The sequence below is a fragment of the Streptomyces sp. NPDC107522 genome (assembly GCF_055657525.1).
In genome coordinates this window covers 44,549-71,183 of sequence record NZ_JBVKAU010000017.1, presented here as the reverse complement: position 1 = coordinate 71,183, position 26,635 = coordinate 44,549, and the positions used below count along the sequence as shown (strand labels likewise).

The 26,635-nt window shown below is 73.0% G+C and carries 20 protein-coding genes, 1 tRNA gene and 2 pseudogenes; 13 read left to right on the top strand and 10 right to left on the bottom strand.

Annotation, left to right across the window (positions count from 1 at the left end):
- Positions 1 to 313 precede the first annotated feature (313 nt).
- Positions 314 to 1,606 (top strand): annotated as a pseudogene (locus tag ACZ7L6_RS35590) (alpha/beta hydrolase); the annotation flags it as partial.
- Between the two features lie 62 nt (positions 1,607 to 1,668).
- Here the strand turns inward: ACZ7L6_RS35590 and ACZ7L6_RS35585 are convergent.
- Complete coding sequence (locus ACZ7L6_RS35585) at positions 1,669 to 4,809, bottom strand: SpoIIE family protein phosphatase (protein WP_471931251.1); 3,141 nt, start codon at positions 4,807 to 4,809, stop codon at positions 1,669 to 1,671.
- 315 nt (positions 4,810 to 5,124) lie between these two features.
- Between ACZ7L6_RS35585 and ACZ7L6_RS35580 the strand changes: the two genes are divergently transcribed.
- Positions 5,125 to 5,874 (top strand): DUF4142 domain-containing protein, encoded by a 750-nt coding sequence (locus tag ACZ7L6_RS35580; RefSeq protein WP_471931249.1) that lies wholly within the window; start codon positions 5,125 to 5,127, stop codon positions 5,872 to 5,874.
- Positions 5,875 to 5,931: 57 nt separating this feature from the next.
- Here the strand turns inward: ACZ7L6_RS35580 and ACZ7L6_RS35575 are convergent, their stop codons facing one another.
- Positions 5,932 to 6,513, bottom strand: coding sequence for an Rv1733c family protein (locus tag ACZ7L6_RS35575; RefSeq protein WP_471931247.1), 582 nt, complete (start codon positions 6,511 to 6,513; stop codon positions 5,932 to 5,934).
- A gap of 155 nt (positions 6,514 to 6,668) precedes the next feature.
- On the opposite strand from ACZ7L6_RS35575, the gene ACZ7L6_RS35570 reads away from it, so the two are divergent.
- Entirely contained in the window at positions 6,669 to 7,217 is a 549-nt protein-coding gene (locus ACZ7L6_RS35570) for a YncE family protein (RefSeq protein WP_471931245.1), read from the top strand.
- Here ACZ7L6_RS35570 and ACZ7L6_RS35565 read toward each other — a convergent pair whose 3' ends face one another.
- On the bottom strand, positions 7,218 to 7,982 hold the full coding sequence (locus ACZ7L6_RS35565; protein ID WP_471931243.1) for a sugar isomerase domain-containing protein: 765 nt from the start codon (positions 7,980 to 7,982) through the stop codon (positions 7,218 to 7,220). It abuts the gene before it with no gap.
- A gap of 160 nt (positions 7,983 to 8,142) precedes the next feature.
- On the opposite strand from ACZ7L6_RS35565, the gene ACZ7L6_RS35560 reads away from it, so the two are divergent.
- Complete coding sequence (locus tag ACZ7L6_RS35560; RefSeq protein ID WP_471931241.1) at positions 8,143 to 9,027, top strand: MurR/RpiR family transcriptional regulator; 885 nt, start codon at positions 8,143 to 8,145, stop codon at positions 9,025 to 9,027.
- An 80-nt stretch (positions 9,028 to 9,107) separates the two neighbouring features.
- Here the strand turns inward: ACZ7L6_RS35560 and ACZ7L6_RS35555 are convergent, their stop codons facing one another.
- A complete protein-coding gene (locus ACZ7L6_RS35555; protein ID WP_471931239.1) occupies positions 9,108 to 10,259 on the bottom strand; it encodes a BadF/BadG/BcrA/BcrD ATPase family protein in 1,152 nt (383 codons plus the stop codon).
- Positions 10,260 to 10,395: 136 nt separating this feature from the next.
- On the opposite strand from ACZ7L6_RS35555, the pseudogene ACZ7L6_RS35550 reads away from it, so the two are divergent.
- Positions 10,396 to 11,615: pseudogene (locus tag ACZ7L6_RS35550) on the top strand (glycoside hydrolase 5 family protein).
- Positions 11,616 to 11,625: 10 nt separating this feature from the next.
- Here ACZ7L6_RS35550 and ACZ7L6_RS35545 read toward each other — a convergent pair.
- Positions 11,626 to 13,116 carry a glycoside hydrolase family 3 N-terminal domain-containing protein gene (locus ACZ7L6_RS35545; RefSeq protein WP_471931237.1) on the bottom strand — a complete coding sequence of 497 codons (1,491 nt, stop codon included), beginning with the start codon at positions 13,114 to 13,116 and terminating at the stop codon, positions 11,626 to 11,628.
- Positions 13,117 to 13,477: 361 nt separating this feature from the next.
- On the opposite strand from ACZ7L6_RS35545, the gene ACZ7L6_RS35540 reads away from it, so the two are divergent.
- The 4 genes from ACZ7L6_RS35540 to ACZ7L6_RS35525 all read left to right on the top strand — a co-directional run bounded on the left by ACZ7L6_RS35540 (position 13,478) and on the right by ACZ7L6_RS35525 (position 17,901).
- Positions 13,478 to 13,549 (top strand) — tRNA-Pro (locus tag ACZ7L6_RS35540).
- 3 nt (positions 13,550 to 13,552) lie between these two features.
- Positions 13,553 to 15,871: a hypothetical protein gene (locus ACZ7L6_RS35535; RefSeq protein ID WP_471931235.1), complete on the top strand. Its 2,319-nt coding sequence runs from the start codon at positions 13,553 to 13,555 to the stop codon at positions 15,869 to 15,871.
- A 221-nt stretch (positions 15,872 to 16,092) separates the two neighbouring features.
- Positions 16,093 to 17,151, top strand: coding sequence for a lysylphosphatidylglycerol synthase transmembrane domain-containing protein (locus tag ACZ7L6_RS35530; protein WP_471931233.1), 1,059 nt, complete (start codon positions 16,093 to 16,095; stop codon positions 17,149 to 17,151).
- A 120-nt stretch (positions 17,152 to 17,271) separates the two neighbouring features.
- The gene (locus ACZ7L6_RS35525; RefSeq protein ID WP_471931231.1) at positions 17,272 to 17,901 is read left to right on the top strand and encodes a protein-L-isoaspartate O-methyltransferase family protein; all 630 of its coding nucleotides are present in this window, start codon (positions 17,272 to 17,274) and stop codon (positions 17,899 to 17,901) included.
- Positions 17,902 to 17,929: 28 nt separating this feature from the next.
- Here the strand turns inward: ACZ7L6_RS35525 and ACZ7L6_RS35520 are convergent, their stop codons facing one another.
- From ACZ7L6_RS35520 to ACZ7L6_RS35500, 5 genes are all read right to left on the bottom strand, one after another.
- Complete coding sequence (locus ACZ7L6_RS35520) at positions 17,930 to 18,679, bottom strand: PP2C family protein-serine/threonine phosphatase (RefSeq protein ID WP_471931229.1); 750 nt, start codon at positions 18,677 to 18,679, stop codon at positions 17,930 to 17,932.
- A gap of 141 nt (positions 18,680 to 18,820) precedes the next feature.
- Positions 18,821 to 19,228 carry a peptide-methionine (R)-S-oxide reductase MsrB gene (gene msrB, locus ACZ7L6_RS35515; RefSeq protein ID WP_433049585.1) on the bottom strand — a complete coding sequence of 136 codons (408 nt, stop codon included), beginning with the start codon at positions 19,226 to 19,228 and terminating at the stop codon, positions 18,821 to 18,823.
- A 13-nt stretch (positions 19,229 to 19,241) separates the two neighbouring features.
- Entirely contained in the window at positions 19,242 to 20,633 is a 1,392-nt protein-coding gene (gene murC, locus ACZ7L6_RS35510; RefSeq protein WP_471931227.1) for a UDP-N-acetylmuramate--L-alanine ligase, read from the bottom strand.
- A gap of 185 nt (positions 20,634 to 20,818) precedes the next feature.
- Positions 20,819 to 21,292, bottom strand: coding sequence for an indole-3-glycerol phosphate synthase (locus tag ACZ7L6_RS35505; RefSeq protein ID WP_471931225.1), 474 nt, complete (start codon positions 21,290 to 21,292; stop codon positions 20,819 to 20,821).
- Between the two features lie 118 nt (positions 21,293 to 21,410).
- Positions 21,411 to 22,052 (bottom strand): pyrimidine reductase family protein, encoded by a 642-nt coding sequence (locus tag ACZ7L6_RS35500; RefSeq protein WP_471931441.1) that lies wholly within the window; start codon positions 22,050 to 22,052, stop codon positions 21,411 to 21,413.
- A gap of 736 nt (positions 22,053 to 22,788) precedes the next feature.
- Between ACZ7L6_RS35500 and zapE the strand changes: the two genes are divergently transcribed.
- The 4 genes from zapE to ACZ7L6_RS35480 all read left to right on the top strand — a co-directional run bounded on the left by zapE (position 22,789) and on the right by ACZ7L6_RS35480 (position 26,627).
- Entirely contained in the window at positions 22,789 to 23,901 is a 1,113-nt protein-coding gene (zapE, locus tag ACZ7L6_RS35495; RefSeq protein WP_471931223.1) for a cell division protein ZapE, read from the top strand.
- 192 nt (positions 23,902 to 24,093) lie between these two features.
- On the top strand, positions 24,094 to 24,498 hold the full coding sequence (locus ACZ7L6_RS35490; protein ID WP_471931221.1) for a hypothetical protein: 405 nt from the start codon (positions 24,094 to 24,096) through the stop codon (positions 24,496 to 24,498).
- Between the two features lie 75 nt (positions 24,499 to 24,573).
- The gene (locus tag ACZ7L6_RS35485; protein WP_471931219.1) at positions 24,574 to 25,155 is read left to right on the top strand and encodes a carbonic anhydrase; all 582 of its coding nucleotides are present in this window, start codon (positions 24,574 to 24,576) and stop codon (positions 25,153 to 25,155) included.
- Between the two features lie 14 nt (positions 25,156 to 25,169).
- Positions 25,170 to 26,627 carry a SulP family inorganic anion transporter gene (locus ACZ7L6_RS35480; RefSeq protein ID WP_471931217.1) on the top strand — a complete coding sequence of 486 codons (1,458 nt, stop codon included), beginning with the start codon at positions 25,170 to 25,172 and terminating at the stop codon, positions 26,625 to 26,627.
- Positions 26,628 to 26,635 lie beyond the last annotated feature (8 nt).

Here is a 26,635-nt window from a genome sequence, read left to right as displayed (position 1 = left end):
CCGCGATTTCAGTCGTCAGGGCAGCCCGGGACGCCCCTCGGTCGGAGGGGTGCCGGACTTGACGGGCACACGTTATCGATAATCATTTTCATTTGCTACCCCGTTCTTACTCTGCTCCCTCTGCATCGGAGAGACCTTGTCCCGCCCCTTGTCCCGTCCTTCCTCCCTTCCGGCTCACCCGGCCGCCCTGCTGTGTGCGTTCGCGGCCGCGGCCGCCCTGCTCCCCACCGCCGCGCCCGCACGGGCGGCGGGGGCCTCTGTCACCTTCGGCGCCTGCCCCGCGTCCCTCCCGCGGCCGCCCGCCCCGGCCCGCGTGGAGTGCGGCAGCCTGAGCGTCCCGCTCCACTGGAAGAACCCGACCGGCCCCCACATCGAGATCGCCGTCTCCCGCGTCCCCGCCACCGGCACTCCGGCCGAGCGGCGCGGCGTCCTGCTGGTGAACCCGGGCGGCCCGGGCGGCTCCGGGCTCCCCTACGCCGTGACCAAGCGCGCCAAACTCCCTGAGTACGTGCGGCGTTCGTACGACGTCATCGGCTTCGACCCACGCGGGGTCGGCCGGAGCACGCCGGTCGGCTGCGGGGCAATGGGCGGTCTGTTCGACAGCCCCGGCGCCGACCCGGTGCCGGTGGGCCGGGCGGGCGAGCGCGGGTACCTGGGGTCACTGCGGAACCTGGCCGACGACTGCGCGGCCGGCGCGGGCAAGGTCCTGCCGTACCTGTCCACCGAGCAGACGGCATACGACATGGACGCGATCCGCGCCGCGCTGGGCGAGCCGCGGACGAGCTTCCTCGGTGTCTCGTACGGCAGTTACCTGGGCGCGGCCTACGCGGCCCGCTTTCCGCACCGGGTGGGCCGCATGGTGCTGGACAGCGTGGTCGGCCCCTGGGACTGGTACGACTTCGACGTCCTCCAGAACCGGGCACTGCTGCGGGCCCGCGACACCTTCTTCGTCTGGACGGCCGCGCACGGGGAGCGCTTCGGGCTGGGCGGCGACGCGGACGCCGTACGGCGGTCGTATCTGCGCGTGCGGCACGGACTCGCCGCCCACCCGGTGAACGGCTTCGGCCCGGCGGAGTTCGACCGCGCGGTCTACCGTGCCCTGGGCCGCACCGAGCGCTGGGCGGCCCTGGCGGACGGCATGCGCACCTACCTCACCGACGGCAGCCCCGAGGGCCTTCGCCCCGCCTCCGCCTTCGACAGCCCGGACTCCCGCAACTACGAGGCGGCCAACCGGATCGTGAAATGCGCGGACGGGCCGGGGCCGACGGCGCGCGAGATCGTGGCGGACATCCGCCGGACACGGCGCCTCGACCCGCAGCCGATCCTGACCGGCATGGAGGCCTCTGCCTGCGCCTACTGGCACCACCGCCCGGCGCACCGCACCCCGCTCGGCAGCCCCGCCGCCCCACCGGTCCTGCTGGTCGCCTCCGCGCACGACCCGGTGACCCCGATCGAGGGGGCCCGGCGGCTGAGGGAAGTGCTGCCGGGCTCCCGCCTGGTGACCCTCGACGACGACTACTCGCACGGCGTGTTCGCGAGCCGGGGGAACGGGTGCGTGGACGGGACGGTGGGGGCGTATCTGGTGGACGGGGTGGTGCCGGCGGAGGATGTGCGATGCACGGGGCCAGGGTTGCCGGTTGTCCAGCTGCGGGCATCGTTGAGCGGCGGTCACGGCAACGGCTGCTCCGTCCAAATGACCTTCCCGTTCGGGGCGTACCGCGTCCCCCACCGCTCGGTGAGCTGCGCGACCAGGAACAGCCCGCGCCCGCCCTCGTCCGTGCTCCGGGCGCGCCGCAGCCGCGGCGACGTGCTGCTGCCGTCGGAGACCTCGCAGATCAGGGCGCGGTCGCGGAGCAACCGCAGCTGCACGGGCCCGGTGGCGTGGCGGATGGCGTTGGTGACCAGTTCGCTGGCGATCAGCTCGGTGGTGAAGGCCAGCTCGTCGAGGTGCCAGGCGGCGAGTTGGTCGGTGACCGCGGTCCGCGCACGGGACACGACCGCCGGATCGCTGGGCAGCTCCCACTGGGCCACCCGGTCGGCGCCCAGCGTGTGCGTGCGGGCGACGAGCAGCGCGACGTCGTCGACGGGGCGGTCGGGGAGCAGGGCGTCGAGGATGGCCTCGCAGGTCTCCTCCGGCGGACGGTCGGCGCGGGCCAGGAGGGCACGCAGCTGGTCCATGCCGGCCTCGATGTCACGGTGCCGGTCCTCGATCAGACCGTCGGTGTAGAGCACGAGTTGGCTGCCTTCGGCCAGCTCCAGCTCGACGGTCTCGAAGGGCATGCCGCCGAGCCCGAGCGGTGGACCGGACGGCAGGTCCACGAATTCGACCGTGCCGTCGGGGGCGACCACGGCGGGCAGCGGGTGCCCGGCACGGCTCAGGGTGCAGTGCCGGGACACAGGGTCGTAGACGGCGTACAGACACGTGGCGCCGACGATGCCGGAGTCGGGCGTGCTCTCCGCGGCCCAGCCCTCGCCCCGGTCGAGCCGGCCGACCAGGTCGTCGAGGTGGGTGAGGACGTCCTCGGACGGCAGGTCCAGGGAGCAGAAGTTGTGGACGGCGGTGCGCAGTCGGCCCATCGTGGCGGCGGCGTGCAGCCCGTGGCCGACGACGTCGCCGACCACCAGGGCCACGCGGGCGCCGGACAGCGGGATGACGTCGAACCAGTCGCCGCCGACCCCGGCCTGCGCGGGCAGGTACCGGTAGGCGACCTCGACGGCGCTCTGCTCGGGGCGGCCGCGGGGCAGCAGGCTGCGCTGCAGGGTGAGGGCGGTGTTGTGCTCGCGGGTGTAGCGGCGGGCGTTGTCGATGCAGATCGCCGCGCGGCCGGCCAGCTCCTGGGCGAGGGACAGGTCGTCGTCCTCGAAGGGGGCGGGCTGCAGCGAACGGTAGAAGCTGACCACACCGAGGGTCGTGCCACGCGCCCGCAACGGCACGGTGATCAGGGAATGGATGCCCGCCGCGAGCACCCCTTCCAGCCGCTCGGGGTCCTGCGCGATCCAGCCGCCCGCCTCGGCCAGGACGGGTTCCAGCACGGACTGCCGCGTCTCCAGGGAGCGGGCCTGTGGCGTGGACGGGACGTACTCGACGAGGTCGCCGACGTCGTACAGGTGGTGCGGATCCTTGCGCACGGCCCGCAGGGCCACCCGGCGCAGCGCCGCCCGGCCGCCGAGCGCCTCCGGTTCCTCGCCGCGCAGCACCGGGTCCGGGAGGTCGACGGCGACGAAGTCGGCGAACCGGGGGACGGTCACCTCGGCGAGCTCCTCCGCGGTGCGGGTGACGTCGAGGGTGGTGCCGATCCGCACGCTCGCGTCGTGCAGCAACTCCAGCCGCCGCCGCGCGAGAACGGCCAGCCGGCCGACCCCGGGCTCACCGACGAGCAGCAGCCACCCCTCGGCGCCGCCGTCGCCGTCCGGTTCGGGGCGGGTGGCGGGCTGGGGCGGGGACACGGCGGTGCGGGCGGCGCCGGTCCCGTCGGTGTGCGTCTCCTGGGCGGGCGTGGCGGGCGGCTGCGGCGGTACGACCGTGCGCGGCGCTGCGGCCGTTTCCGGTGCGGGCCGTGCTGCGGTCCGGTCCGGCGCGCGGGTCGCTTCGGCGGATTCCGGCGCGGAGCGGGGCGGAGCCGAGGGGGATGCGGGCGCCGTCGCGGTCCCGTACAGCGTGGGCTCGGCGGATGCGGGTCCCACGGCCACGGCGGGCACCGAAGCCGCCGGAGGCGCATACGGCGGTGAAGGCACGGCCGATGCGCCGACGGCCGGCACCGACGTGATCGACGGGGCCGGCGCCCGCGCCGCCGACCCGGCCTTGCCCTGCGGGGCGGAGGCGACCGTGCCCTGCGCCGACCAGGCCACCGGAGCCGGCGTGCCCGACGGCGCCGGGCGGACATGCCTCAGGCGCGGGCCGCCGAGGACGCGGGCCTCGACCGCGACGCCGCTCTCCCCCGCCGCGCCCAGGACCTGCCGGCGCAACAGGATGGCCGTCCGGCCGCTCGGCAGGGCGACCTCGTCGAGGGTGCGGTGCGGTGAGGCGATGAGTTCCTCGGCCTTCTCGCGCAGTACGGCCAGGTCGAGCCGGCCGAGGGCGCCACCGTCATGGCCGGGCGGCAGCGACTCGGGCTGCTTCGGCCAGCCCCGCGCATGGCCGTCGGCCCGCCGGTACGCGGCGAGGAGGGCACGCTCGCGTTCGGTGGCCTGCTCCAGCAGCCGGGCCTCGATGTTCCGGGCGGCTTCGCGCACCATCCCGACCATGGCCGGGTCGCCCTGGTCGCGCAGGCAGGTCAGGTCGAGGACGGCCTCGATGCGCCCGCTGAGCGGGTCCCGCACGGGCGCGCCCGCGCAGGCGAAGGGCTGCAGACAGTCGGCGAAGTGCTCACGGCCGGCGACGTAGACCGGCCCGCGCTCGGCGAGGGCGGTGCCGACGCCGTTGGTGCCCACGACCGGTTCGGAGGCGTCGAACCCGGGTGCGAACTGCACCGCGTCGAGGCGCTCGCACAGCTCCTGGCCGCCACCGAGCCGCTGGACCATGCGGCCCTGTGCGTCGCAGAGCGCGATGGTCATGCCCTCACCGGCGAGCGACGCGGTGAGGCCCGACAGGACCGGGTCGGCAGCGCGCAGGAAGCGGTCGTCCAGTGCCACGTCGGCGGTGTAGCGGACCAGCAGCCGGTGCGGCTCCAGCCCGGCGGAGCGGCAGCGCTTCCAGGAGTCGAGCACGGAGTCCCGGACGTCCGACTCCACCGGTGAGCCGGCGAGGAATCGTTCATGGGCATCGACGAGCCCGCCGATGTCGTCCCAGGCGACGGTCAACGGGATCACTTCCCTCGCCTGGAGCCGTCCCGGTCGCGCGCGCCGCCGTTCGGCCCACGGCCCGGTGGGCTGCCAAGCGCTATCACCCTAGCCCTTCTGTGATGTGCCTCACAACGGCTGGCCCAGCCCCCGGGGCCGCGTGACCGGCTACGACGCCGATGAAGAGGACAGACGACACAACGCGGCCCTCACCGAGCCCTGGTGATCCCGTGCGTGTGCGGGACGACGCGCAGCGCGCCGCAACTTTTTTCCCGCGGCGATGATTGTTTCGCGCGTTCCATCCGTACCTCCTGGCGTACCGAGCCGTTCACGTCAGGAGTCACGATGCCCATCTCGCGCCGCATGGTAGGCACCGTCTTCGTGGGAGGCGCCCTCGTCCTCACCCTCTCAGCCCTCGCCTACCCCGCCATGCTGGGCGTGGAGACCACGTCTGTCAGCCAGGACCGCGTCATCGCCAACACGCAGTACGGCCCGCTGACCGAGGCCGACCGGGACTTCGTGGTCAAGGTCCGCGCGGCGGGCCTGTGGGAGCACCCGCTGGGCATGATGGCGATGCAGCGGGGGACGACCCCGGAGATGAAGGAGGCCGGCAAGCACCTGGTCGTCGGACATGCCCGGCTCGACCTCGCCTGCCGCAAGATCGCGTCCCAGCTGAACATCACGCTGCCCAACCAGGCCAGCCCGCAGCAGCAGCAGTTCGTGGCGACGGTGGACTCCAAGACGGGCAAGGAGTTCGACGCCACCGGTGTCGCGATCATGCGGGTGACGCATGGGCAGATCTTCCCGGTCATCGCGAAGATCCGGGGCACGACGCAGAACACCCTGGTCCGTCAGCTGGCCGACCTGGCGAACGACACCGTGCTCGACCACATGACGGTCCTGGAGAAGACGGGCATGGTGAACTTCGACACGAACAACTTCCAGCAGACCACGCCGCCGAAGCTCCCCAAGGACCAGCTCACGCCACCCGCACCCCAACCGGGCGCGCCGATCCTCACCCTCGCCATCCCCAAGGGGCTGGAGGACTTGAACACCGCGTCCCCGACGGCGCTGCCGAGCGCGGACGTCAAATGAGGCCGGCGGTGGGCCGCTGCTGAGACGTGCTCGTCGTGCCGGGCGGGGGGCGGGGTATCAGCCCGTCTTCCACCCCCACGGCGTGTCCATGCGCTCCCACTCCGCGGCCCACTGCTCCATCCGACGCCGCTCCAGCCCCAGCCGCACCGTCCAGGTGCACCCGAGCACGACACCCACCGTGCCCCCGGCGGCCAGCACGCCTCCGGCGACGGAGTGCAGCAGGATCTCGCTCTCGGACAGCGGCTCGTTGACGACGGCGCCGTTACGGTCCGTCCACACCTCGACCTTGCTGCCGGCGTGCGTCTTGGGCGGCACCCGCGCGTCGTCCGTGCGGGTCGTGCCGTCCGGGTCGGTCCAGCGGACGGTGGCCCACACGAGATGGTCGGTGGTGACGCGCGAGGCCCCCGGGTCCTCCGCGTCCTTCACGAGTACGGCCGTCACCTTGCGACTCTCGGCCCGCTGCTCCTCGGCCGAGTGCACGACCGCGTCCGCCGCCGCCAGCCCCGCGAACAGGGCACCGGCCAGCGCGAACAGCCACCCGCACAGCACGACCCACGCCTCGACGAGGTCACTGCGCCGCCTCAGCGGGCTGCGCCGCCACCGCCACAGCCGCACCCTCGCAGACTTTGCCGCAGCCATGCCGACACCCCCTTGAGCACCGACGGCCTTGTATTCCAGTGTGCGCCCCTTGTGGCGGCCTGCGCTCCCGCGGGCGTCATTGAATGATGCATTCAGCACATCTAGCATCTCCGGGTGGATCCAATCACCCGGGAGGATCGTGCTTCCATCGGTCCATGAGCCCCGATCGGCTCGCCGTCCCGGACACGGTCGTCGAGGTCGTCGGCCCGCACACCGATCCCTCCGCCCGGCGCCTCGTCGCCTCAGTGCTGCGCGACGCCGGCGCCCGGCGCATCGTCGGCCCGCGCCCCTTCAACGTCGTCGCCGCACCGGACGGGAAGACGATGTACGTGTCCGACTCAGGTGGCCCGACGGTGACTCCGATCGACACGGCGACCAACGAGACCGAGCCGACGCTCCGGGTCACCGGCCAGGCCTACGGGCTCGGCCCGTCCCCGGACGGGCGAACCCTGTGGGTCAGTCCCAGCACCGGGGACCACGTCACGCCCGTCGACACGGTGACCGGCGCCCCCGGGAAGAGGATCACGGTCGGCAGGTCCGCCTTCGACGTGGCCCTGGACTGGAACGGGAGCACGGCATACGTCACCACCGCCGACGGGAACACCCTCGTGCCGGTGGACACGGCGACGGGCACCGTCAAGTCACCGCTGACGACCGGCGCCTGTCCGCCGGCCGTCGCACTGACCCCGGTGCCCGTGGAGTGATCAGCTCGCGGTGCGCCGGATCCGTCCGGCGTACCGCTTCTCCAGTTCCAGGTTGCCCTCGAAGCCGCCCGGCACATTGGCCGAGACGTACACCGGCGGGCGCTCCCCGGTGGCGAGGAGCAGGGCGGAGGCCTCGGCCACGGCCATCTGGACGAGCATCACGCCGGTCAGCGTGGACAGAGCGCAGACCGCCCCGCCGTCCGGGAGCTCCAGCAGCGCGTCGCCGCGCGGGGCCCGGTTGTCGAGGACGACGTCGGCAAGGTCGGCGAGCTTCTTGCCGCTCGCGTGTCCGGCCGGGACGGCGCGGGTGTGGGTGAGGGAGGTGAGGGCGAGGACGCGGTGGCCGTGCTCCTTGGCGTGCAGGGCCATTTCCACGATGACGCTGTTGACGCCGGAGTTGGAGATCACGACGAAGAGGTCCTCGGGGCGCGGTGCGGCGAGGTCGTAGATCCGGGCGGCGACCCCGGCCCGGCGCTCCAGGAGCGGGTCGTCGAGGACGCTCGGAGACTCGCCGCCGTACAGGACGAGGTCGGCGATGCTCAGCCGGTTCGTCGGCACCAACCCGCCTGCCCGCCCGGCGAGTTCGAGGACGACGGCCTGGGAGTGGCCGGTGCCGAAGGCCTGGATCACGCCGTCCGCGCGCACGCAGTCGGCGATCAGTCCGGCGGCCCGTGCCACCTCGTCGCGGGCGGACTCGGTCATACGGTCGAGGACGGCCATGCTCTCGCGCGCGAAGCGCCGGGCGCTCACGGACTCGTCGGACACGGGTCACTCCCCACTGGTGGATTGAACCACCTCGAGCTACTCCATCGGTGAATCAATAAATCACACACCGGATGACAGGGGCAATGAGCGGCCATGAGGCGGCGGCCTCGGTCCTGGTATTCAATCTGCGCTGCATACGGTGGCTGGTACCTTCTTTCCCATGCCCCCGACGGACGTCACCACACTGATCCGCACCGAGCTGCCCCGGCTGGCCGGCTCGCTCCGCAAGGTCGGCGAGCTGATCCTGGAGGATCCGGCCGCCGTCACCCACTGTTCGGCCGCCGAGCTGGGCCGCCGCACCGGCACCTCCCAGGCGACGGTGACCCGCTTCTGCCGCGCCATCGGGCTCGACTCCTACCAGCATCTGCTGATCGAGCTGGCCCAGGAGCGCGGCCGCGGCGAGGTCTCCGACTGGGGCTCGGCCGAGATCGGCCCCGACATCTCACCGGACGACAGCCTGGAGCGGGTCGTCCAGGTCGTCGGCAGCGCGGACCTGCGCGCGATCCAGCAGACCATCGACCGCATCGACCTCGACGCGCTGGAGCGCGCGGCCCAGGCCGTCGCCAGGGCCCGCCGCATCGACGTGTACGGCGTCGGCGGCAGCGGCGCGGTGGCCCAGGAGACGGAGACGCGGCTGTTCCGCATCGGCTGCCAGGTCCGCGGCTGGACCGAGGTGCACGGAGCGGCCACCTCCGCGGCCCTGCTCACGCCGGCCGACGTCGCCATCGGCATCTCCCACTCCGGCGCCACCCGCGAGACCCTCGAACCCTTCGAGATGGCCAAGGAGCGGGGCGCCACCACCATCGCGATCACCACCGACCCGCGCTCGCCGCTGGCCAAGGCCGCCGACATCCGGCTCATCTCGTCCACCTCGGAGACCAGCTTCCGCACCGGCAGCATCGGCGGCCGCCACTCCGTCCTGATGATCGTCGACTGCCTCTACGTCCGCGTCGGCCAGGTCTCCTACCAGCGCGCCAGTGCCTCCCTCGCGCTGACCGACCACATCACCCCGCAGCACGCGGTGAAGAACCGCCGGGCCCGGTGATCCTGGCTCGCCCGTGGCCCGTCCTCTGGCCCGTTCTGGCTGGCGACTGGTCGTCGGGCGCCGCCGCGCGGCGAGTTCGCTCATTCCTCGTACCCCAGACGGGCGAGTGCGACGGCGCCCTGGGAGCCGTCGGCCACCCAGTCGAGGGTCAGGCCGAGGGGGCGCAGCCGGGCGGTGAGCGGTGCGGTCAGCGGTCCGTCCGGACCGAGCAGGCCGCCGGTCGCGACGATCCGCTCGCCGGGGCTCGGCTCGAGGGCGCGGAGCGTGGCGGTGAGGTGGTCGGCAGCCGTGTCGAGGATCCCGGCGGCGATGGCGTCCTTGTCCCGGGCGGCCTCCGTCACCAGGGGCGCGAGCCGGGCGAGGTGGACCGGCGGCTCGGCCATGACGGCCGGGAGCAGATGCATGCGGTAGGCCTCGCGCCGGGCCCGCGTCCAGGATCTTCCGGCGTGCGACGTCCGGGGTTCTTCGGCGTGTGACGTCCGGGGTCCTTCGGCGTACGACGTCGGGGATTCTCCTGCATACGACATCGGGGGTTCTCCGGCATACGACGTCGAGGTTTCTCCGGTGTACAACCCCGGACCGCCACCCGGCAGGACGTCCTCCGGCACGCCCAGCGCCCGCCCTACCGACGCGGCCAGCGCCGTCGGCCCGCCCCGTCCGTCCGCCATGCGCAGCGCCACCCGTACCGCCTCGCGTCCGATCCAGAAGCCGCCGCCGTCGTCGCCGAGCAGCCAGCCGTCCCCGCCGGCGGTCGTGGTGCACGCGCGTGCGGTGATGCGCGCCGCGACCGCACCTGTGCCGGCCACCAGGGCTAGCCCGTCGGCGGGATGGCCCGGCGCGGAGGCGAACGCGGCCTCGATGTCGCTGTGGATCTCGACCGAGTCGGCGTCGATGCCCAGCCGGCTCAGCGCGACGGTGAGCGCGGCGTGCGCCTTGACGCGGCCCGGCTCGTCCGGAGCGGTCCGCGAGGCGCCCGCGAACCCGCCCGCCACGGCCACGACACGGCTGCGCAGTGCTTCCGGGACGGCGTGGGCGAGGGCCTCGACGAGGTGCTCGGTGAGCTGGGCGCCGGGCACGGTCAGGGCGTTGCCCGGCCCGCCGACGCCCTCGCCCTCGGGATCGCCCTCGCGCAGGGGCGCCAGGACGGCACGGGTTCGGGTGCCGCCGGCGTCCAGGCCGACGACGTACGCCGGTGTCTGCCCGGCCAAATCCTGGTTCAAATCACTATTCATCGGCCACCATGGTGGTTGATACATTCGCAATGGACAAGAGCCCGATACGGCCGACAAGAGCCGGACAAGCGGCCGGACAGCAGCCGGACAAGCGCCGGGCCCGCCCGAGGGCAGGCCCCGACCCGAGGAGGATCCCATCCACCCGCTCCGCTTCGGCGTCAACTACACGCCCCCCACGGCTGGTTCCACTCCTGGCACGACTTCGACCCCGCACGCGCGCGTGCCGACCTCGACCAGATAGCGGGCCTCGGCCTCGACCACGTCCGCGTCTTCCACCTCTGGCCGCTGCTCCAGCCCAACCGCACCCTCGTCCGCACCGCCGCCGTCGACCAGCTCGCCCGCCTCGTCGACCTGGCCGGCGAGGCAGGTCTCGGCGTCCTAGTGGACGGCGTGCAGGGGCACCTGTCGAGCTTCGACTTCTACCCGGAGTGGACGCGCAGCTGGCACCACCGCAACGTCTTCACCGACCCGGAGGCCATCGACGCCCAGGCCACCCTCCTGCGCACGCTGGGCCGTGCTCTCTCGGGCCGCCCCAACCTGATCGGCCTCCAGCTCGGCAACGAGCTCAACAACCTGGTCGAGCACAACCCGGTGACGGCGGACGAGGTCGACCACTGTCTCGACACCCTGCTGGCCGCCGCCCGGGACGGGCTCGGCGCGGGCGGCGGGCTGGTCACGCACTCGGCGTACGACGCCGCCTGGTACGGCGACGACCACCCCTTCACCCCCGAGGCCTCGGCCCGCAAGGGCGATCTGACCACCGTCCACCCGTGGGTGTTCTCCGGCGACTGCGCCCGCCGCTACGGCCCCCGCTCCCCGCAGGTCCACCATCTCGCCGAGTACGGCACCGAGCTGGCCAAGGCGTACGCCACCGACCCCGACCGCCCGGTCTGGGTCCAGGAGACGGGCGCGCCGGAACCGCACATCCCGGCCGCCGACGCGCCGGACTTCGCGCGCGCCACCGTACGGAACGCGGCCGAGTGCGCCGGGCTGTGGGGCGTGACCTGGTGGTGCTCCCACGACGTGGACCGGTCGCTGGCCGACTTCCCGGAACTGGAGTACACGCTGGGCCTGTTCGACTCCTCCGGCCGCCCCAAGCCCATCGCCGAGGCACTCGCCGAGACCGTCGCCGACCTGCGCACCGCGAACCACTCCGCGCCGCCGCGCGACACCGCCCTGATCCTGGACTGCACGCCGGGCACCCGGTCGGTGTCCGGTCCGGGCGGCGCGTACTTCGAGGCGTGGATGCGGTTGCGGACGGAAGGGGTTCGCCCGGCGGTGGTCCTGGCGGAGCGGGCGCAGGACGCGGAGTACCTGGCGGCGCGGGGGATCAAGGACGTCGTACGGCCGTCCTGAGCGCCCCTCCTCAGACGCCGGCCAGCGCCTCGGCGGCAGCCCGCAGGTTGACGCGCCCGCGCCCGAACGAGCACAGGGCACCGCCCTCCGGCAGCCCGGTGTCCACCCGTACCGCGTCCGGCCGCCGGGCCAGCAGGTCGTCGCGCAGCCGTGCCTGCCAGGGATGCAGCCCGGCTTCGCAGGTGGCGACGATCAGGGGCGCGGTTCCGCAGCGGCGCAGGATTCCGTCGACGAGGGCGTCCGGATCCGCGCCGCACTCCCCGGTGACCGCCGTCCCCGTCGCGGTGGGGTCGACGGCGCGCACCTCGGTGAGCAGGTCCTCGCCTCCCCAGTTCAGCGCGGGATGCGGTGGCGGGAACAGGTCGACGACATGGGCGCCGCGCACGGCGGGCGGTACGCCCCGGCTCCGTACGGCCCGCCGCGCGGCCGTGAGACCGGCCTCCGCGTCCCACCCGGCCACCTCGCCGGGCGGGGTCGCATAGCGTGCGGCGAGCCGCCGTACCCGCCCCGCGGCCTCCTCGATGCGCTCCTGGGCGAGCAGGCCGGTCCGCAGCGCGTCGAGCACCGCGTCCCGGCAGGCCAGCGTGACGTCCAGGTCGCCCACGGCGACGATGACCTGGTCGGCCCCTGCGGCGAGGGCGATGCGCGCGCCGGCCGCCTCGCCGTACGCGTCGGCGATCGCCTTCATCTCCAGCGCGTCGCTGACGAGGACGCCGTCGAAGCCGAGGTCGTGGCGGAGCAGGTCGCCCAGGATGCGGCGGCTGAGGGTGGCGGGGCGGTTGGGGTCGAGCGCCGGGAAGACGACATGGGCGCTCATCAGCATCGGCACACCCGTGGCGACGGCCGCGCGGAACGGTTCGAGGTCGGCGCGCAACTCGTCGTACGGCCGTGGGTCGACCGCCATGCCGTGGTGGCTGTCGGTGACGGTGCCGCCGTGGCCGGGGAAGTGCTTGGCGCAGGAGGCTATGCCGCGGGCCTCGGTGGCGGTGATCCAGGCGCGCAGATGGCGGGCGACGAGCTCGGGGGCGGCGCCGAAGGAGCGGGTGCGCACGATCGGGTTGTCCGGCCGGTGCTGGAGGTCGGCGACGGGGGCGTAGGAGGCGGTGATGCCGAGGGTGGCGAGATGCCCGGCGAGGGCGTCGGCGCAGCGGGCGGTGAGGTTCGGGTCGTCGACGACGCCGAGGGCGTAGGAGCCGGGGACCTCCGGAGCGCCGGCACTGACCAGGTGACCGATGCCGCCGCCCTCGTTGTCGATGGCGACGAGGAGGTCCGGGCGTATGGCCCGCAACTCGTCCGTGAGGCGGCGCACCTGCTCCGCCTCGCGCACATTGCGGGTGAACAGGATGACGCCGCCGAGCCCGCGGTCGATGAGCTCCTTGAGGACGTCCGGCACGCTCGCGGTCCCGTCGAACCCGGCGACGAGACAGCGGTGGGCGGCTTCGTCCAGGTCGGCGGGGAGTGCGGCGGTCGCCCGGAGAGAGACGTGCTCGAAGTGGCTCACCCCGGCAATGCTCTGGCTCGGTCAGCCGTAAGTCAACCTTCTGGTGGCTGGCTGATTCACCGGTTCGGCTTGTGCGGGCAGCTTCACGCCGACATACGAGGCCCCTTCGCGCAAGCCCGACCCGCCGATCAGCACCGTCTTCCCAGCCGTCTGGCGTCTGGCCCGCCCGCCGGCCCGCGACCCGGCCCCGGCCCCGGCCCCGGCCCCGGCCCCGGCCCCACGGTACATACCGTCGCAGGCGGCGAGCCGCGGGCCGAGGCGGCTGACGGGCCGAGCCTCGGTCGATCCCCCACGGGCAGATGCCGTCGACCCAAAATCCGGTTGTATGAGGATCACCCCCGGGCCTACCGTCTGCCGTCATCGACGTGTAGCTCAGCAGCAGAGCACCGGGCTCGGGACCCGGAGGGCGCAGGGGCGGAACCTGCCACGTCGGCTTATGGACGACAACGCTGAGCAGCAGCCCCTCACCGCGGCCGCCCCTTCCTATGCGGCGGCCCAGCTGGCCAAGGCCTTCACGACCGCGCTGACCCACGACGACGCCGACACCCGGCGCCGCGCCGAGGTGCGCGGGCAGCGCTGGCGGGCGGTCCTCGCGGGCATGGCCGCGGGCCGGCTGACGATCGGTTCGCGCACCCCCGTGGCCGACCTGCCGGCGTGGGTGACGCCCGAGGTGGTGCGCGGCGGCTTCGCCACGGGCACCGCGAGCGCGGGCGGCCCGCTCCAGCCGTACGAGACCGAGACCGCGCGGAGCTTCGCGGTGCCGGCCGAGCGGCGTGCGCTCTTCGCCCACTGTCTGACCGAGCCGGGACTCGCCTGGCTGTGGGCCCTGCTGGACAGCGGCCGTTACGAGATCGGCGTACCCGAGGAGGCCGCGGTGCTCACCCTGGCCTGGCTGGTGCGGCACGGCGAGACGGACGCCGCGCTGGACCTCGCGGCCGAACTGGAGCCGTTCGCCGACCGCCTGCGGTTCCTGCCGCGCCCGGCGGACGGCGCCGCGCCGCAGGCCGACCCGGCGGAGGCCGGTACGCCCGTCCACCGGCACACCGTCTCCGATGTCGTCGACACCCTGGTCCGGCGGCGGCCCAACGCCGCCGTCGAGACCCAGCGCGAGGCGCTCGCCGTATGGCAGCCGTTCGGCGACGAGCTGCTCGCCCACTGGCTGGAGACGGCGCGGGACGGCCGGGTGCTGGAACGCGCCCCGGACGCGGAGTGGTCGGCGCGCGGCGCCGCCTTGCTGGACCGCTACCGGCTGCTGGCCGCGGAGCACACCCTCTGCACCAAGCACCGCAACCCCAAGGAGAACCTGGGGATTCTGCTCGGCGCACTCGAGGAGACCGTCGCCGGACGACCGCTGAACGCCCGCCGGCTCGGTCTGCTGCGGCACGCCGTGCAGTCCATGGTGCGGCGGCGCGGCCTGCCCGGTTCCGCGCCGCACACGGCCCTGCGCCGCCGCCAGGCCGAGCAGGCGGCGCTCCCCTCCCACCACGCCCTGGCCCAGCTGGTGCTGCGCCGGCTCGCCGTACTCCCCCAGCAGGCGGGTGTCACCGACGTCGACCCGCTCGTCGCCGCGGTGACGCGGGAGGAGAGCCGGGAGACCGGCCTGCCCGCCGGTGCGGCCGTACCGCCCGCGATCCGCCAGGTCGTCGAGGCCGCGCTGACCGCGCCGATCGGCACCCTCGTGGAGCGGGGCGTCGTCCCGTCCGCCGAGGTCATGGCCGAACTGGTGCCGCAGCTGGTCGCCGCCACCACCGCGCAGGCGTACCGCGACGCGACCCTGCGGGCGCTGATGACCGCGAACTACCGGGCGTTCCGCAACCGCCGTTCGCTGCTGCTGCTCAACTTCGAGCGGCAGGTCCGCGTCGAGGAACTGCCCTGGGTAAGGGCGGTGTCCGGGCAGCGCGCCGCGACGGTGGGCCAGCCGGACGGCGACGGTGCGCTCGGCGTGCTGCGGCAGCTGGGCGAGCTGGCCGTGCAGGCGTTCCCCGGCACGATCCTGCCCAACCCGCTCGTCCGCGAGCTCGGCGTGCTCGAGCGCCAGTGCGACCTGGGTGCCCCGTTCGTGGAGGAGCTGGCCGCCGACATCTTCATGGGCTCGTTCAGCCCGAAGTTCCTCACGGCGGCGCGGATCGCGGCCGAGCTGCTCGGCGGCACGCTGTACGAGCGCTACTACGGCATCGACTACACCGCGATCCGCAACCTGGCGATCGCCGAGACGGGCGCCGCCCTGAGCCGCTCGCAGGGCCCCCGTACGTCTCCCGGTTTCGCGCGGCTGTGCGCCGAGCGCGCCGGGACGGAGATCCGGTCCTGGTCCGTGGCGGCGAACGGCAAGGTCATCGAGCAGGCGCAGATCCTCACGACGCACAACCTCGCCACGCTCGTCCACCGCGTGGGCATCGCCCCGCAGCCCGGCTGGGCCGACCTGGCACGCCGCAGCTTCGGCACGGTGTGCCGGCTGACCGCCCGTGTGCAGCACAACCCCCGCCCCTTGGCCACCATCAAGGACGCGGCGTACGCCTGGCGCCAGATGCTCTTCCAGCTGTCCCTGTGCCCGCCCGAGGAGCAGCGGCGCTTCGTCGCCGGCCTGGACGAGGAGACCGCCCGCCACCCCACCCACGTCACGACCCGGCTGGCCCCCGCTCTGGCGGGCCTGATCCTGGTCGCCGAGGGCGGCAGCTTCGGCGGCGACGGAACGGCGGACGGAGGCCGCGCCCGGCGCCTGCTGGGGTGGAGCACCGACGGGCACTGGATGCGGTGAGGGGCGGGGGTGATGCGGTGAGGGGCGGGGGTGATGCGGTGAGGGGCGGGGGCGGGCGGGGCAGCACCCCGTCCGCGTCGCCCGCCCGCCGACGCCCCTTCGGTTTCCGGACACCGCGGCGTCACGCCGGGCGGGCACGTTTTCGTCGTCCCTCCTGCCTCGCCCTCTAGCCGTCCCGTCCCGCATCCCCCGCGGGCGTGACGCGGAAGGACGACCCCGCTGTGTCCTCGCTCCCGCTCAGCGATCTCCCCGGACCGCTGCCCGCCGCGCCCGCACCCGCACCCGCTCCGGCCGTGCGCCTCGCTCCCCGTACCGTCGCTCCCGCGTCCGCCCCGCCCGGCTTCTCCCCCGCCCGTCTCACCCGCCACGCCCTGACCCTGCTGCCGCTCCTGCTGATCGGGGCCTGGGCGGCGGCCGACTGGCGCGCCTTCCGGGACGGGGCCGCGCGGCTCGCCTCCGCCGATCCGTGGTGGCTGCTCGCCGGTCTGTTCTTCACCTGCATGGGCTGGGTGGCCGCCGCGTGCGTCCGCCAGGGTGCCCTGCCGGAGCGGCTGCCGCCGGGCCTGCTGCTCGCGTCGCAGTTCGCGGCCGGCGCCGCCAACCAGGTGCTGCCGGCGAGCATCGGCGCCCACGCCGTCACCCTGCGCTTCCTCCAGGGCCAGGGCATCTCCCTGACCCGGGGCACCGCCTCACTCGCCCTGTACTCCCTGGTCAAGCCGCTCGCGAAGACGCTGGTCCTGCTCGGCTTCCTGGTGGCCTTCCCCGATCTGCTGCACCTGGGCGAACTCGTCCCGGACGAGCGGACCGTGCTCCTGGTGGCCGTGGGCGTGACGGCCGCCCTCGGCACCGCGGGCGTCCTCGCGGCGGCCGTACGACCGCTGCGGCGCCCTGTGGTCTGCTTCGTCCGCACCGCCCTGACCGACGCGCGGATCCTGCACACCCGGCCCAGCCGCGTCCTCGCCCTGTGGGGCGGGGCCGCCGCCACCCCGCTGCTCCAGGCGAGCGTGATCGCCTCGGTCGGTTTCGCCCTCGGCCTGCCGCTGTCCTGGACGCAGGTGACCCTCGCGCTCCTCCTGGCGAGCACCGCGGTGGGCGCCGTGCCCGCACCCGGCGGCATCGGCCCCGTGGACGCGGCCCTCGTCTTCACGATGGTCACCTTCGGCGCCCCGATCGGCCTCGCCGCGGCCACCGTCATCGGCTACCGCGTCCTGACGGTCTGGCTGCCCGCGCTGCCGGGCGCGCTCGTGCTGTCGGTCCTGGTCCAGCGCAAGATCCTCTGACCGGTCCCATGCCCGATCTACGATGAGGTCACGGCCGCCTCGGCCTGCAGCATCGGTGGTGATCCGCCCGTGAGCCCCGTGAGCCCCCTGACCTCCGTACCCAGGGATCCAGAGGACCTCGTGCGGGCCCTCAGAACCGCCGGGATCCTGGACGAACGGCTGCTCGAAGCCGTACGGACCACGCCGCGGGCGGCCTTCGTGCCGGCCGATCAGGCCGCCGACGCCTACCGTGACGTGCCGGTGGCCATCGGGCAGGGGCAGGTCACCACACAGCCGTCGCTGTCCGCGATGATGATCGAGAGCCTTGCTCTGAACGGCGGCGAGCACGTCCTGGAGATCGGCACCGGTCTCGGTTTCCAGACCGCGCTGCTCGCCCGCCTGGCCGCCGACGTGGTCAGCATCGAGATACGGCCGGACATCGCCCGCCGGGCCCGCGCCAACCTCACGCGACAGCTCGTACGGAACGTCGAGCTGCGGGTCGGCGACGGCAGCGGCGGAGTGCCGGACCGGGCGCCGTACGACGCGGTCGTCGTGTCGGCCGCGTTCCCCGAGGTGCCCGCCCCGCTGGTCGGGCAGGTACGACCGTCGGGCCGCCTGGTGCAGCCGATCGGCCCGGGCGGACACGAGCGGGTCGTCTGCTTCCTGCGCACCGAGTCGGGCCTGGAGCCGTGGCGGACGCTGACGGCGGCCCGCTTCGTCCGGCTGCACGGCCGGCACGGATATCCGCAGGACGAAGACGATCCACCTTGAGAGACAGGCTCACTTCCACGACCGGGGGTCACTCGTCGGCGACGCGTACGACCGCCACCGTGATGTTGTCGGGCCCGCCCGCCTCGATGGCCGCCTTCCACAGCTCGAAGGCCGCGCGACCGTCGTCGTGCTCCCGCAGCACCTTGTCCAGTACGTCCGTCGGAACCGGGTCCGTCAGCCCGTCCGAGCAGATCAGGTACCGCTCGCCCGGCTCCATGGACTCGGTCGAGACATGGGGCTCGACGGCACGGTAGGCGAGCGAGCCGCCCAGGCACTGGGTGACCAGGGACGTGGTCTGCCCGGCCGGGTGCGGCGGGCTGTCGTCGACGCTGAGCTGGCGCAGCCCGTCGCCGCGCGAGGCGGCGAAGACCCGGCTGTCGCCCACGTTGAACACCAGCAGCGAGTCGGGCTGTACGACGACGCCGGCGACCGTCGAGCCCATGCCGGCGAGGTCGCCTCCCTGCTCCCCGCCGGCCGCCTGGTACACGGCACGGTTGCACAGGTTCAGGGCGTCACGGACGGCGACCTCGCTGCTCAGCGCGGGACCGAGCGCCGCGATCCGGCGGACGACGAGGGCGCTGGCCACATCGCCGCCGGGATGCCCGCCGAGCCCGTCCGCGACCGCGACGGCCAAAGGCGTGCCGAGCGGGAAGATCAGGGTCTGCGGATTCTCGGTGACGGTGGCGCACAGCGTCCAGGGGCCGGCGACGAGGCTGTCCTCGTTGCGCTCGCGCAGCAGGCCGGGATGACTGATCGCACTCACAGCGACGTACGGCATGCAGCGCCACCGCCTTCCCGCACCGGGCAGACCGCCGAGGGTCGGAGCTCCCCTACGAGTCTAGGAACACCGGCATCCGGCGTGCCAACGGGGCCGGACCCCACTCCCGCGGAGCCCCTCCCCCTCGGCCCTCGTCCCGCGTCAGCCCTCGTCCGGCGTCAGCCGCAGCGAGATGCTGTTGATGCAGTAGCGCTGATCGGTCGGCGTCGGATACCCCTCACCCTCGAACACGTGCCCGAGATGCGACCCGCACCGGGCACACCGCACCTCGGTGCGCACCATGCCGTGCGAGCGGTCCTCGACGAGCTCCACCGCGTCGGTGTCCTTCGGGTCGTAGAAGGAGGGCCAGCCGCAGTGGGACTCGAACTTGGTGGTGGAGGTGAAGAGTTCGGCACCGCAGGCACGGCAGGAGTAGACGCCCTTCGTCTTGGTGTTGGTGTACTCACCGGTGAAGGCGGGCTCCGTTGCGGCCTCGCGGAGGACGGCGTACTCGGCCGGGGTCAGCTCCGTGCGCCACTGCTCGTCCGGCTTTTCGACGTCGTACGACATGAGTCCTTGCCCCTCACTTCGACAGGCGGTCCAGGATGAGCGGGCCGAGGTCGGTGACATCGCCCGCGCCCATGGTGAGAACGAGATCACCGGGCTTCGCCATTCCCGCGATCAGCGAGGGCACCTCGGACGTGTCGTGCACGGCGGTCACCTCGGCGCCCGCCGCCCGGGCCGCCTCGATGATCAGGTCGCTGGTGACGCCGGGGATCGGGTCCTCGCGGGCGGGATAGATGTCCAGGACCAGCGACGAATCCGCGAGCGCGAGGGCCTCGCCCATCTCCTTGCCCAGTTCCTGCGTGCGGGAGAAGAGGTGGGGCTGGTAGACGACCAGGATCCGGGCGTCACCGGCGGCCGCGCGCATGGCCTCCAGGTCGGCGCTCATCTCGGTCGGGTGGTGGGCGTAGGAGTCGATCACCTGGACGCCCGCGGCCTCGCCCTTCAGCTGGAGGCGCCGCTTGACGCCGGTGTAGGCCGCCAGCGCCTGGGCCAGCTCGGCGGCCGGGACGCCGAGCGCCGCGCCGGCGGCGAGAGCGGCCACGGCGTTGAGGGCGTAGTGGCGGCCGGGGACCGAGACCGTGAACGTGAGCTCCTGGCCGTCCAGAACGACGGTGACCTGGCTCTTCAGCCCCTGCGCCACCACGGACAGGACGCGCACGTCGGCGTCCTCCGCCTCGCCGTACGTCACCACCTCCACGTCACAGGCCGCGACCCGCCGGGTCAGCTCCCGAGCCCCCTCCTGGTCCGCCGAGATCACCAGGGTGCCGCCCTCGGTGATGCGGTCGGTGAACGTCACGAAGGACTCGTAGATCTCGTCCATCGACGCGTAGTTGGCGTGGTGGTCGAGCTCGACGTTCAGGACGATCGCGACCTCGGGCGCGTACTTGTGGAAGCTGCGGTCCGATTCGTCCGCCTCGGCGACGAAGATGTCGCCCTCGCCGTGCAGGGCGTTGGAACCGGGGGCGTCGAGGTCACCGCCGATGGCATACGACGGCTTCAGGCCCAGCTCGGTCAGGGAGACCGCCAGCATCGACGTCGTGGTCGTCTTGCCGTGCGTACCGGCGACGGCGATCGGGCGCAGCCCGTCCATCAGCCGGGCGAGTGCGTCCGACCGGTGGACGACGGGGATCCCCAGCTCGGCCGCCCGCGCCAGCTCCGGGTTGTCGGCCCGGATCGCCGACGAGACGACGACACACGTGGCATCGGCCGCGAGATGCTCGGCCGCGTGCCCGATGTGCACGCTAGCCCCGAGCGCCCGCAGCGCCTCGGCGGTCGCGGACTCCTTGGCATCACTGCCCGCCACCTTCGCCCCACGCTGCGCCAGAATCTTCGCGATCCCCGACATTCCGGCCCCGCCGATGCCGATGAAGTGCGGTCGGTCCATGGCGGTGGGAATGCCGGGTGCCATGCGTGTTCTCCCAGGATTGCGATACGACGATGAGGCCCCAGCCTATTGGGTACTCCGGCGGACGTTGAGCAATGGGGCGCGGGGCACTGTGCCGACTCAGGGGCGCGGGGAACTGCGCGAGCAACCACAGACCACCCGCAGCCGGGAGATCTCACCAGCCCCTACGGCGCTCCCCCGAAAGCCCCCTACGCCCTGCTGTGCGAGAAGAGCTTCAGCACCGGCACCCCCACCTTGTGCCGAGCCCTCGACGCCCAGTCCCGGTGGAAGAACTCCTCCACGTAATGAGGATCGGTCAGCACGATGACCTCATCGGCCCCGACCTCCTCCACCACACCCCTCAGCACATCCAGCGGGTGATCCTCGACAAGCCGCCCCTCCGCCGAACCGCCGGAGGCACGAAGCGCCGTGAGGGACACCTCGAGCGCCCGCTGCCCCGTAGTCAGCGCTTCCTCCCCCTCCGGCGTCTTCCCTTCCCGCACCGCCTCGTCCAGCTCGCCCAGCGCGATGTCGTCGATGGCTCGCAACAGCCTGTCGGCCTGCTCGCCCCGCGGCTGGAGCAACACATGGAAGGCGACCTGCTCGTCCCCGTGCAAGGTGGTGACGAACTCCACGTCGGCGGACGTCAGGGCCTTCTCGATCATCAGAACGCTTGTGAACACGGGAGCCCCTTCTGCGGAAACCATCCTGCCCCGTGCGCGCACGGGGGCTGCGAGATCCAGTGTGCCCGGCGGAAGCCAAGCGGAACGGCTGATTCCGCCGTTTACCGGACCAGCGTCCTCACGACCGCCGGTACCGCCCGAACAGGAAACCGCCCTCCTCCAGCAGGGACACCAGCTCGAACCGTTTCGGAACCGCCAACGAGGGCCCTCCGGCGATGCGCTGGGCGTCACCGGCGGTGAGCATCGGGGAGATCGTCAGGCAGAGCTCGTCGAGCACTCCGGCGGCCACCAGCTGCCCGAGCAGCCGTGGTCCGCCCTCGGTCAGCAGCCGGGTGTGGCCGAGCTCGGCGAGTGCCTGGACGGCACGGACGGGGTCCACACCGACGCCGTCACCGGCGATCACCACCTGTGCGCCGGCCTTCTCGGCGGCCGCGATCCGGTCCGGTGCCGCGGCGGCGCCCGTGAGGATCAGGGTGGGGACGGCCGGCGAGGTGAAGAGCGGAAGGCTGTAGTCCAGCTCCAGGCTCGCGCTCACCACCGCGATGGCCGGCGCGGGCCCTTGTCCGGCCGCCTCACGCGCCTGCGCGAACTCGGCACGCGTGCGTGCCGGGCGGTACCCCTCCAGGCGTACCGTTTCGGCGCCGACGATCACGACGTCCGCCAGCCCCCGCAGCGTCCCGAAGATCCGCATGTCGGCCGCGCAGGAGATGGGCTGCGAACGCCCGTCGTGCTGGGCGGCCCCGTCCAGCGTGGACACCATGTTGGCCCGCAACCAGGGCTGCCGACCGCCGGACCCCGGCTCCGGGTAGGCATAGGCGGCGGCGAGCTCGTCAAGGCTCCACTCCCGGTCGACCAGATCGGCCCCGGGCAGGGCTTTCGCCGCGACGGCCTCCCGGCGGTCCCCGCCGATGCCGGACGCGCCGAAGGTCGGAAGCCCGGTCGTCTCGAAGCCGGAAGCACCGGATCCAGGGGGCGCGGCCCCTTCCCCGGCGGCCGCCGGCCCACCACCTGCGGCCGCCCCGCCCGCCGGGGCAGCGCCGAGTGCGGGGGAAGCGGCGTCGGCGCTCGGGCCACCGCCTGCCGGGGCCGTCCCAGCACCCCCGGCCCCCTCCCGACGGCCGACCGTCCGCCCGGTGTCTCCGGCGCCGGGGCCCGCCCCGCGGATTCCCGCGCCTGCTTCATCACGTGCGCCGCCGGGCGCACCGGACCCGGAGGCGTCGCCGGAATCCTCACGCGCGGACTCCCCGCCGGGTTCACCGGCCACCGGCGCAGCGGGCCCTTGATCAGCGCCCCCCTCCGCCGCCCCACCGGCTCCCGGAATGGCCCCGGCCCTGGAAGGCCCACCACCGGACCCACCGGTCCCAAGCCCCCCTTCGGCAGCTCCAACCCCGTCGTCCCCGGCGGAACCGCCGGAGGCCCTCGCTGCTGTTTCATCGGTCACAGGGAACAGGCGTCGCATGTCATGGAGTGTGGCACGGCGCTTAGCATGGTGAACCGTGTCGTCCTCCTCCGCCGCGTCCCAGCCGAGCCCGATAGCCGAAGCGAGCCCGGTGTCCCTGTGCGCCCGCGAGCCGCACGTCCCCGCGGACCGGCTGGTCGCCGAGATGGTGCCGCCGCCGCGCTTCGACTCGGTCCGCTTCAGCACGTACATCCCGGACCCGAACCAGCCGAGCCAGACCGAGGCGGTCCGCGTCCTGGAGGGCTTCGCGGGCGGGCTCGGCGGTGCGCACGCCAGCGGCGCCGGCAAGACGGGCAGGCGCGGCTTCCTCGGGTTCGGCAGGAGCAAGGCACCCAAGGCCCCGGTGGGCCGCCGCGGCGTGTACCTCGACGGCGGCTACGGCGTCGGCAAGACCCATCTGCTCGCCTCCCTCTGGCACGCCACCCCGGCCGAGCCGTCCCTCAAGGCCTTCGGCACGTTCGTGGAGCTGACGAACCTCGTCGGCGCCCTCGGCTTCCAGCAGACGGTGCAGACGCTCTCCGGCCACCGGCTGCTGTGCATCGACGAGTTCGAGTTGGACGACCCGGGCGACACCGTCCTCGTCTCCACCCTGCTCGGCAAGCTCGTCGACGCGGGCGTCGCGCTCGCCGCCACCTCCAACACCCTCCCCGGCAAGCTCGGCGAGGGCCGCTTCGCGGCGGCCGACTTCCTGCGCGAGATCCAGGGCCTGTCGGCACACTTCCACCCGCTGCGCATCGACGGCGAGGACTACCGCCACCGCGGCCTGCCCGAGGCGCCGGCGCCGTTCTCCGACGAACAGGTGACGAAGGCGGCGTACGCCACCGAGGGCGCCTCGCTCGACGACTTCCCGCACCTGCTGGACCACCTGGCCCGCGTCCACCCCAGCCGCTACGGCGCGCTGACCGACGGCCTGAAGGCCGTGTGCCTCACCGACGTACAGCCCGTTCCGGACCAGTCCACCGCCCTGCGGCTCGTCGTGCTCGCGGACCGGCTCTACGACCGTGAAGTCCCCGTCCTGGCCTCGGGGCTGCCCTTCGACAAGCTCTTCAGCGAGGAGATGCTGAAGGGCGGCTACCGCAAGAAGTACTTCCGCGCCATCTCGCGCCTCACCGCCCTGGCCCGCGACGCCAAGGGCCTCGTCACCGCCTGACGCCTCGAGCTTGTCAACTCCCCCATGTCAAGGGGGAGTTCAAGCCATCTCACCCTCGCATTTCAGGCTCTCTTCAGCTCGAAACGTTAAGTTAACCCTGCAAACAACTTTGCCGGGCTAATGTGTTTCTTGACCAACGGTTGACCAAGTGTTGGCTCGCGCAAGAGGTGTGGACTGACTGGAGGGAGGCTCATGTTCCGAGGTACGACGGCCCGGACCGTGGTTTCGCTCCTCGCCGCCGTCCTGCTCGCCCTCCAGTTCTTCGCACCCGCCGCGTCCTTCGCACACGCGCACACGGTCAGTCAGGCAGAGGCCAAGGCCCAGCCCGGAATCAAACTCTCCGGGAAGGCGTTGCGCGACGAAGTCCTGACGTCACGTCACCTCATACCGTCGGGCGACGGGGACCCGACCGGTCCACTGCGTACCCGTGACCGTCAGCGCGTCGCCGACTCCGGGCCCGAGGCGCCCCACCGGCCCCTGCTCACCCGGGACCCCGTGTCCGAGCACGAACCGGCCGGATCCGGCACCTCGCACCAGCGCACGTCGAGATCCTCGGCGTCCCGCACCCCGGCCGCGCTTCAGGTCTTCCGCTGCTGAGAAGCAGAGCAGTCCCCCCACCTGTCATGTAAACCCCGACGCGCCACAGCCGCGCGCCAGGAGGAGTCACCACACATGCAGCCCCTCATCGACAACGCCCGTACCTTCGGACAGCGCCCTGAGGAGTTCGCCAAACTGGCCGAAGGGCAGTCCCCGCAGGTCCTGTTCATCACCTGCTCCGACTCCCGGGTCGTCCCGGCCCTCATCACGGGCGCCCGCCCCGGCGAGCTCTTCGAGCTGCGCACCGCGGGCAACATCGTCCCGCCGTACGCCTCCGAGCACCCCACCAGCGAGGCGGCCACCATCGAGTACGCCGTGGAAGTTCTCGGCGTCAGCGACATCGTGGTCTGCGGCCACTCCCACTGCGGTGCCATCGGCGCGCTGGTGCGCGGCGACGACCTGACCGCCGTACCGGCCGTGCGCGACTGGCTGACGAACGCCGCCGACGAGCCCAAGTGCTCCGACACGGCCGACCCGACCGTCGCCGAGGGCGTCCAGAACCACGTCCTCGCCCAGTTGCTGCGACTGCGGTCGTACCCGTGCATCGACAAGCGCCTGGAGTCGGGTGAACTCCGGCTGCACGGCTGGTACTACGAGGTCCACACCGGCATCGTGCGCACGCACCGCCCGCAGTCCGACACGTTCGAGACGCTCTGAGGGGACTGACGACCATGCTGTCCAAGTTCCCTTATCTGAGGCAGGACTTCCTCGCCTCCATAGTCGTCTTCCTGGTCGCCGTGCCGCTGTGCGTCGGCGTGGCCGTCGCCTCCGGTGTCCCGGCCGAACTCGGCCTGGTCACCGGCATCGTGGGCGGCCTCGTCACCGGGCTCATGCGCGGCAGCAGCCTTCAGGTGTCGGGGCCGGCCGCCGGTCTGACGGTGCTGGTCTTCGAGGCCGTCAGCGAGTTCGGGGTGGCCACGCTCGGGGTGATCGTGCTGTGCGCCGGTCTGCTCCAGCTGGCCATGGGCTTTTCCGGGATAGGCCGCTGGTTCCGGGCGATATCCGTCTCCGTCGTGGAGGGCATGCTCTGCGGTATCGGTCTGGTGATCATCGCCGGCCAGATCTACGCGGCGGCGGGCCTGAAGGCACCCGAGACCGGTATCGGCAAGCTCGTGGGTCTGCCCGGGGCGTTCGCCGACGCGCTCGGCAGCACCGAGGCGCTGACCTCCCTCGCGATCGGCGCGGGCACCATCGCCGTGATCGTGCTGTGGAAGAAGATGCCGAAGGCCGTGCAGTCCGTGCCCGGCGCCCTCGCGGCGGTGGTCCTGGCCACGGTCGTCTCCCTCGCCTTCGGTCTGCCGGTCGCCACCGTCCAGGTGGAGGGCCTGCTCGGCGTCGTCCAGCCGCCCGGTGCCGAGGCGCTCGGTGAGCTGGCCGACCCGGCGATCTGGGGCACGATCATCGCCTTCGCGCTGATCGCCTCCGCGGAGAGCCTGTTCAGCGCGGCGGCCGTGGACCGGCTGCACGACGGTCCGCGCACCGAGTACAACAAGGAGATGATCGCCCAGGGCGTGGGCAACACGGTGTGCGGTGCGCTCGGCGCGCTGCCGATGACCGCGGTGATCGTGCGCAGCTCCGCCAACGTCAACGCGGGCGCGAAGACCAAGGCCTCCCGGGTGCTGCACGGTGTGTGGCTGCTGCTGTTCGCCGTCGCGATGCCGTGGGCTCTGGCGCTGATCCCGATCCCCGCGCTCGCCGGCATCCTGGTGCACGCGGGCTGGAAGCTGATCCCGTTCCAGCAGATCTCGGCGCTGTGGCGGGCCCACAAGGGCGAGGCGCTGATCCTCGTCGTCACCGCCGTCGCGATCGTCGCGGTGAACATGTTCGAGGGCGTGCTCATCGGTCTGGCCCTGTCGGTGGCCAAGACCGCCTGGGAGGCCTCGCACGTGAAGCTGGAGGTCATCGACAAGGGCGCCGGTCCGATCCAGGCGTACCTGTCGGGCAACGCGACCTTCCTCAGGCTGCCGAAGATCCTCGACAGCCTGGAGGCCCTGCCCCAGGACCGCCCGGTGGAGCTGGACCTGTCCGGACTGCACCACCTCGACCACGCCTGCCGTACGGCCCTGGAGAGCTGGGCCGAGCGGCACAGCTCCGCGGGCACCGAGCCGGTGCGGGTCACGGCGCCCTGACGGGCGTA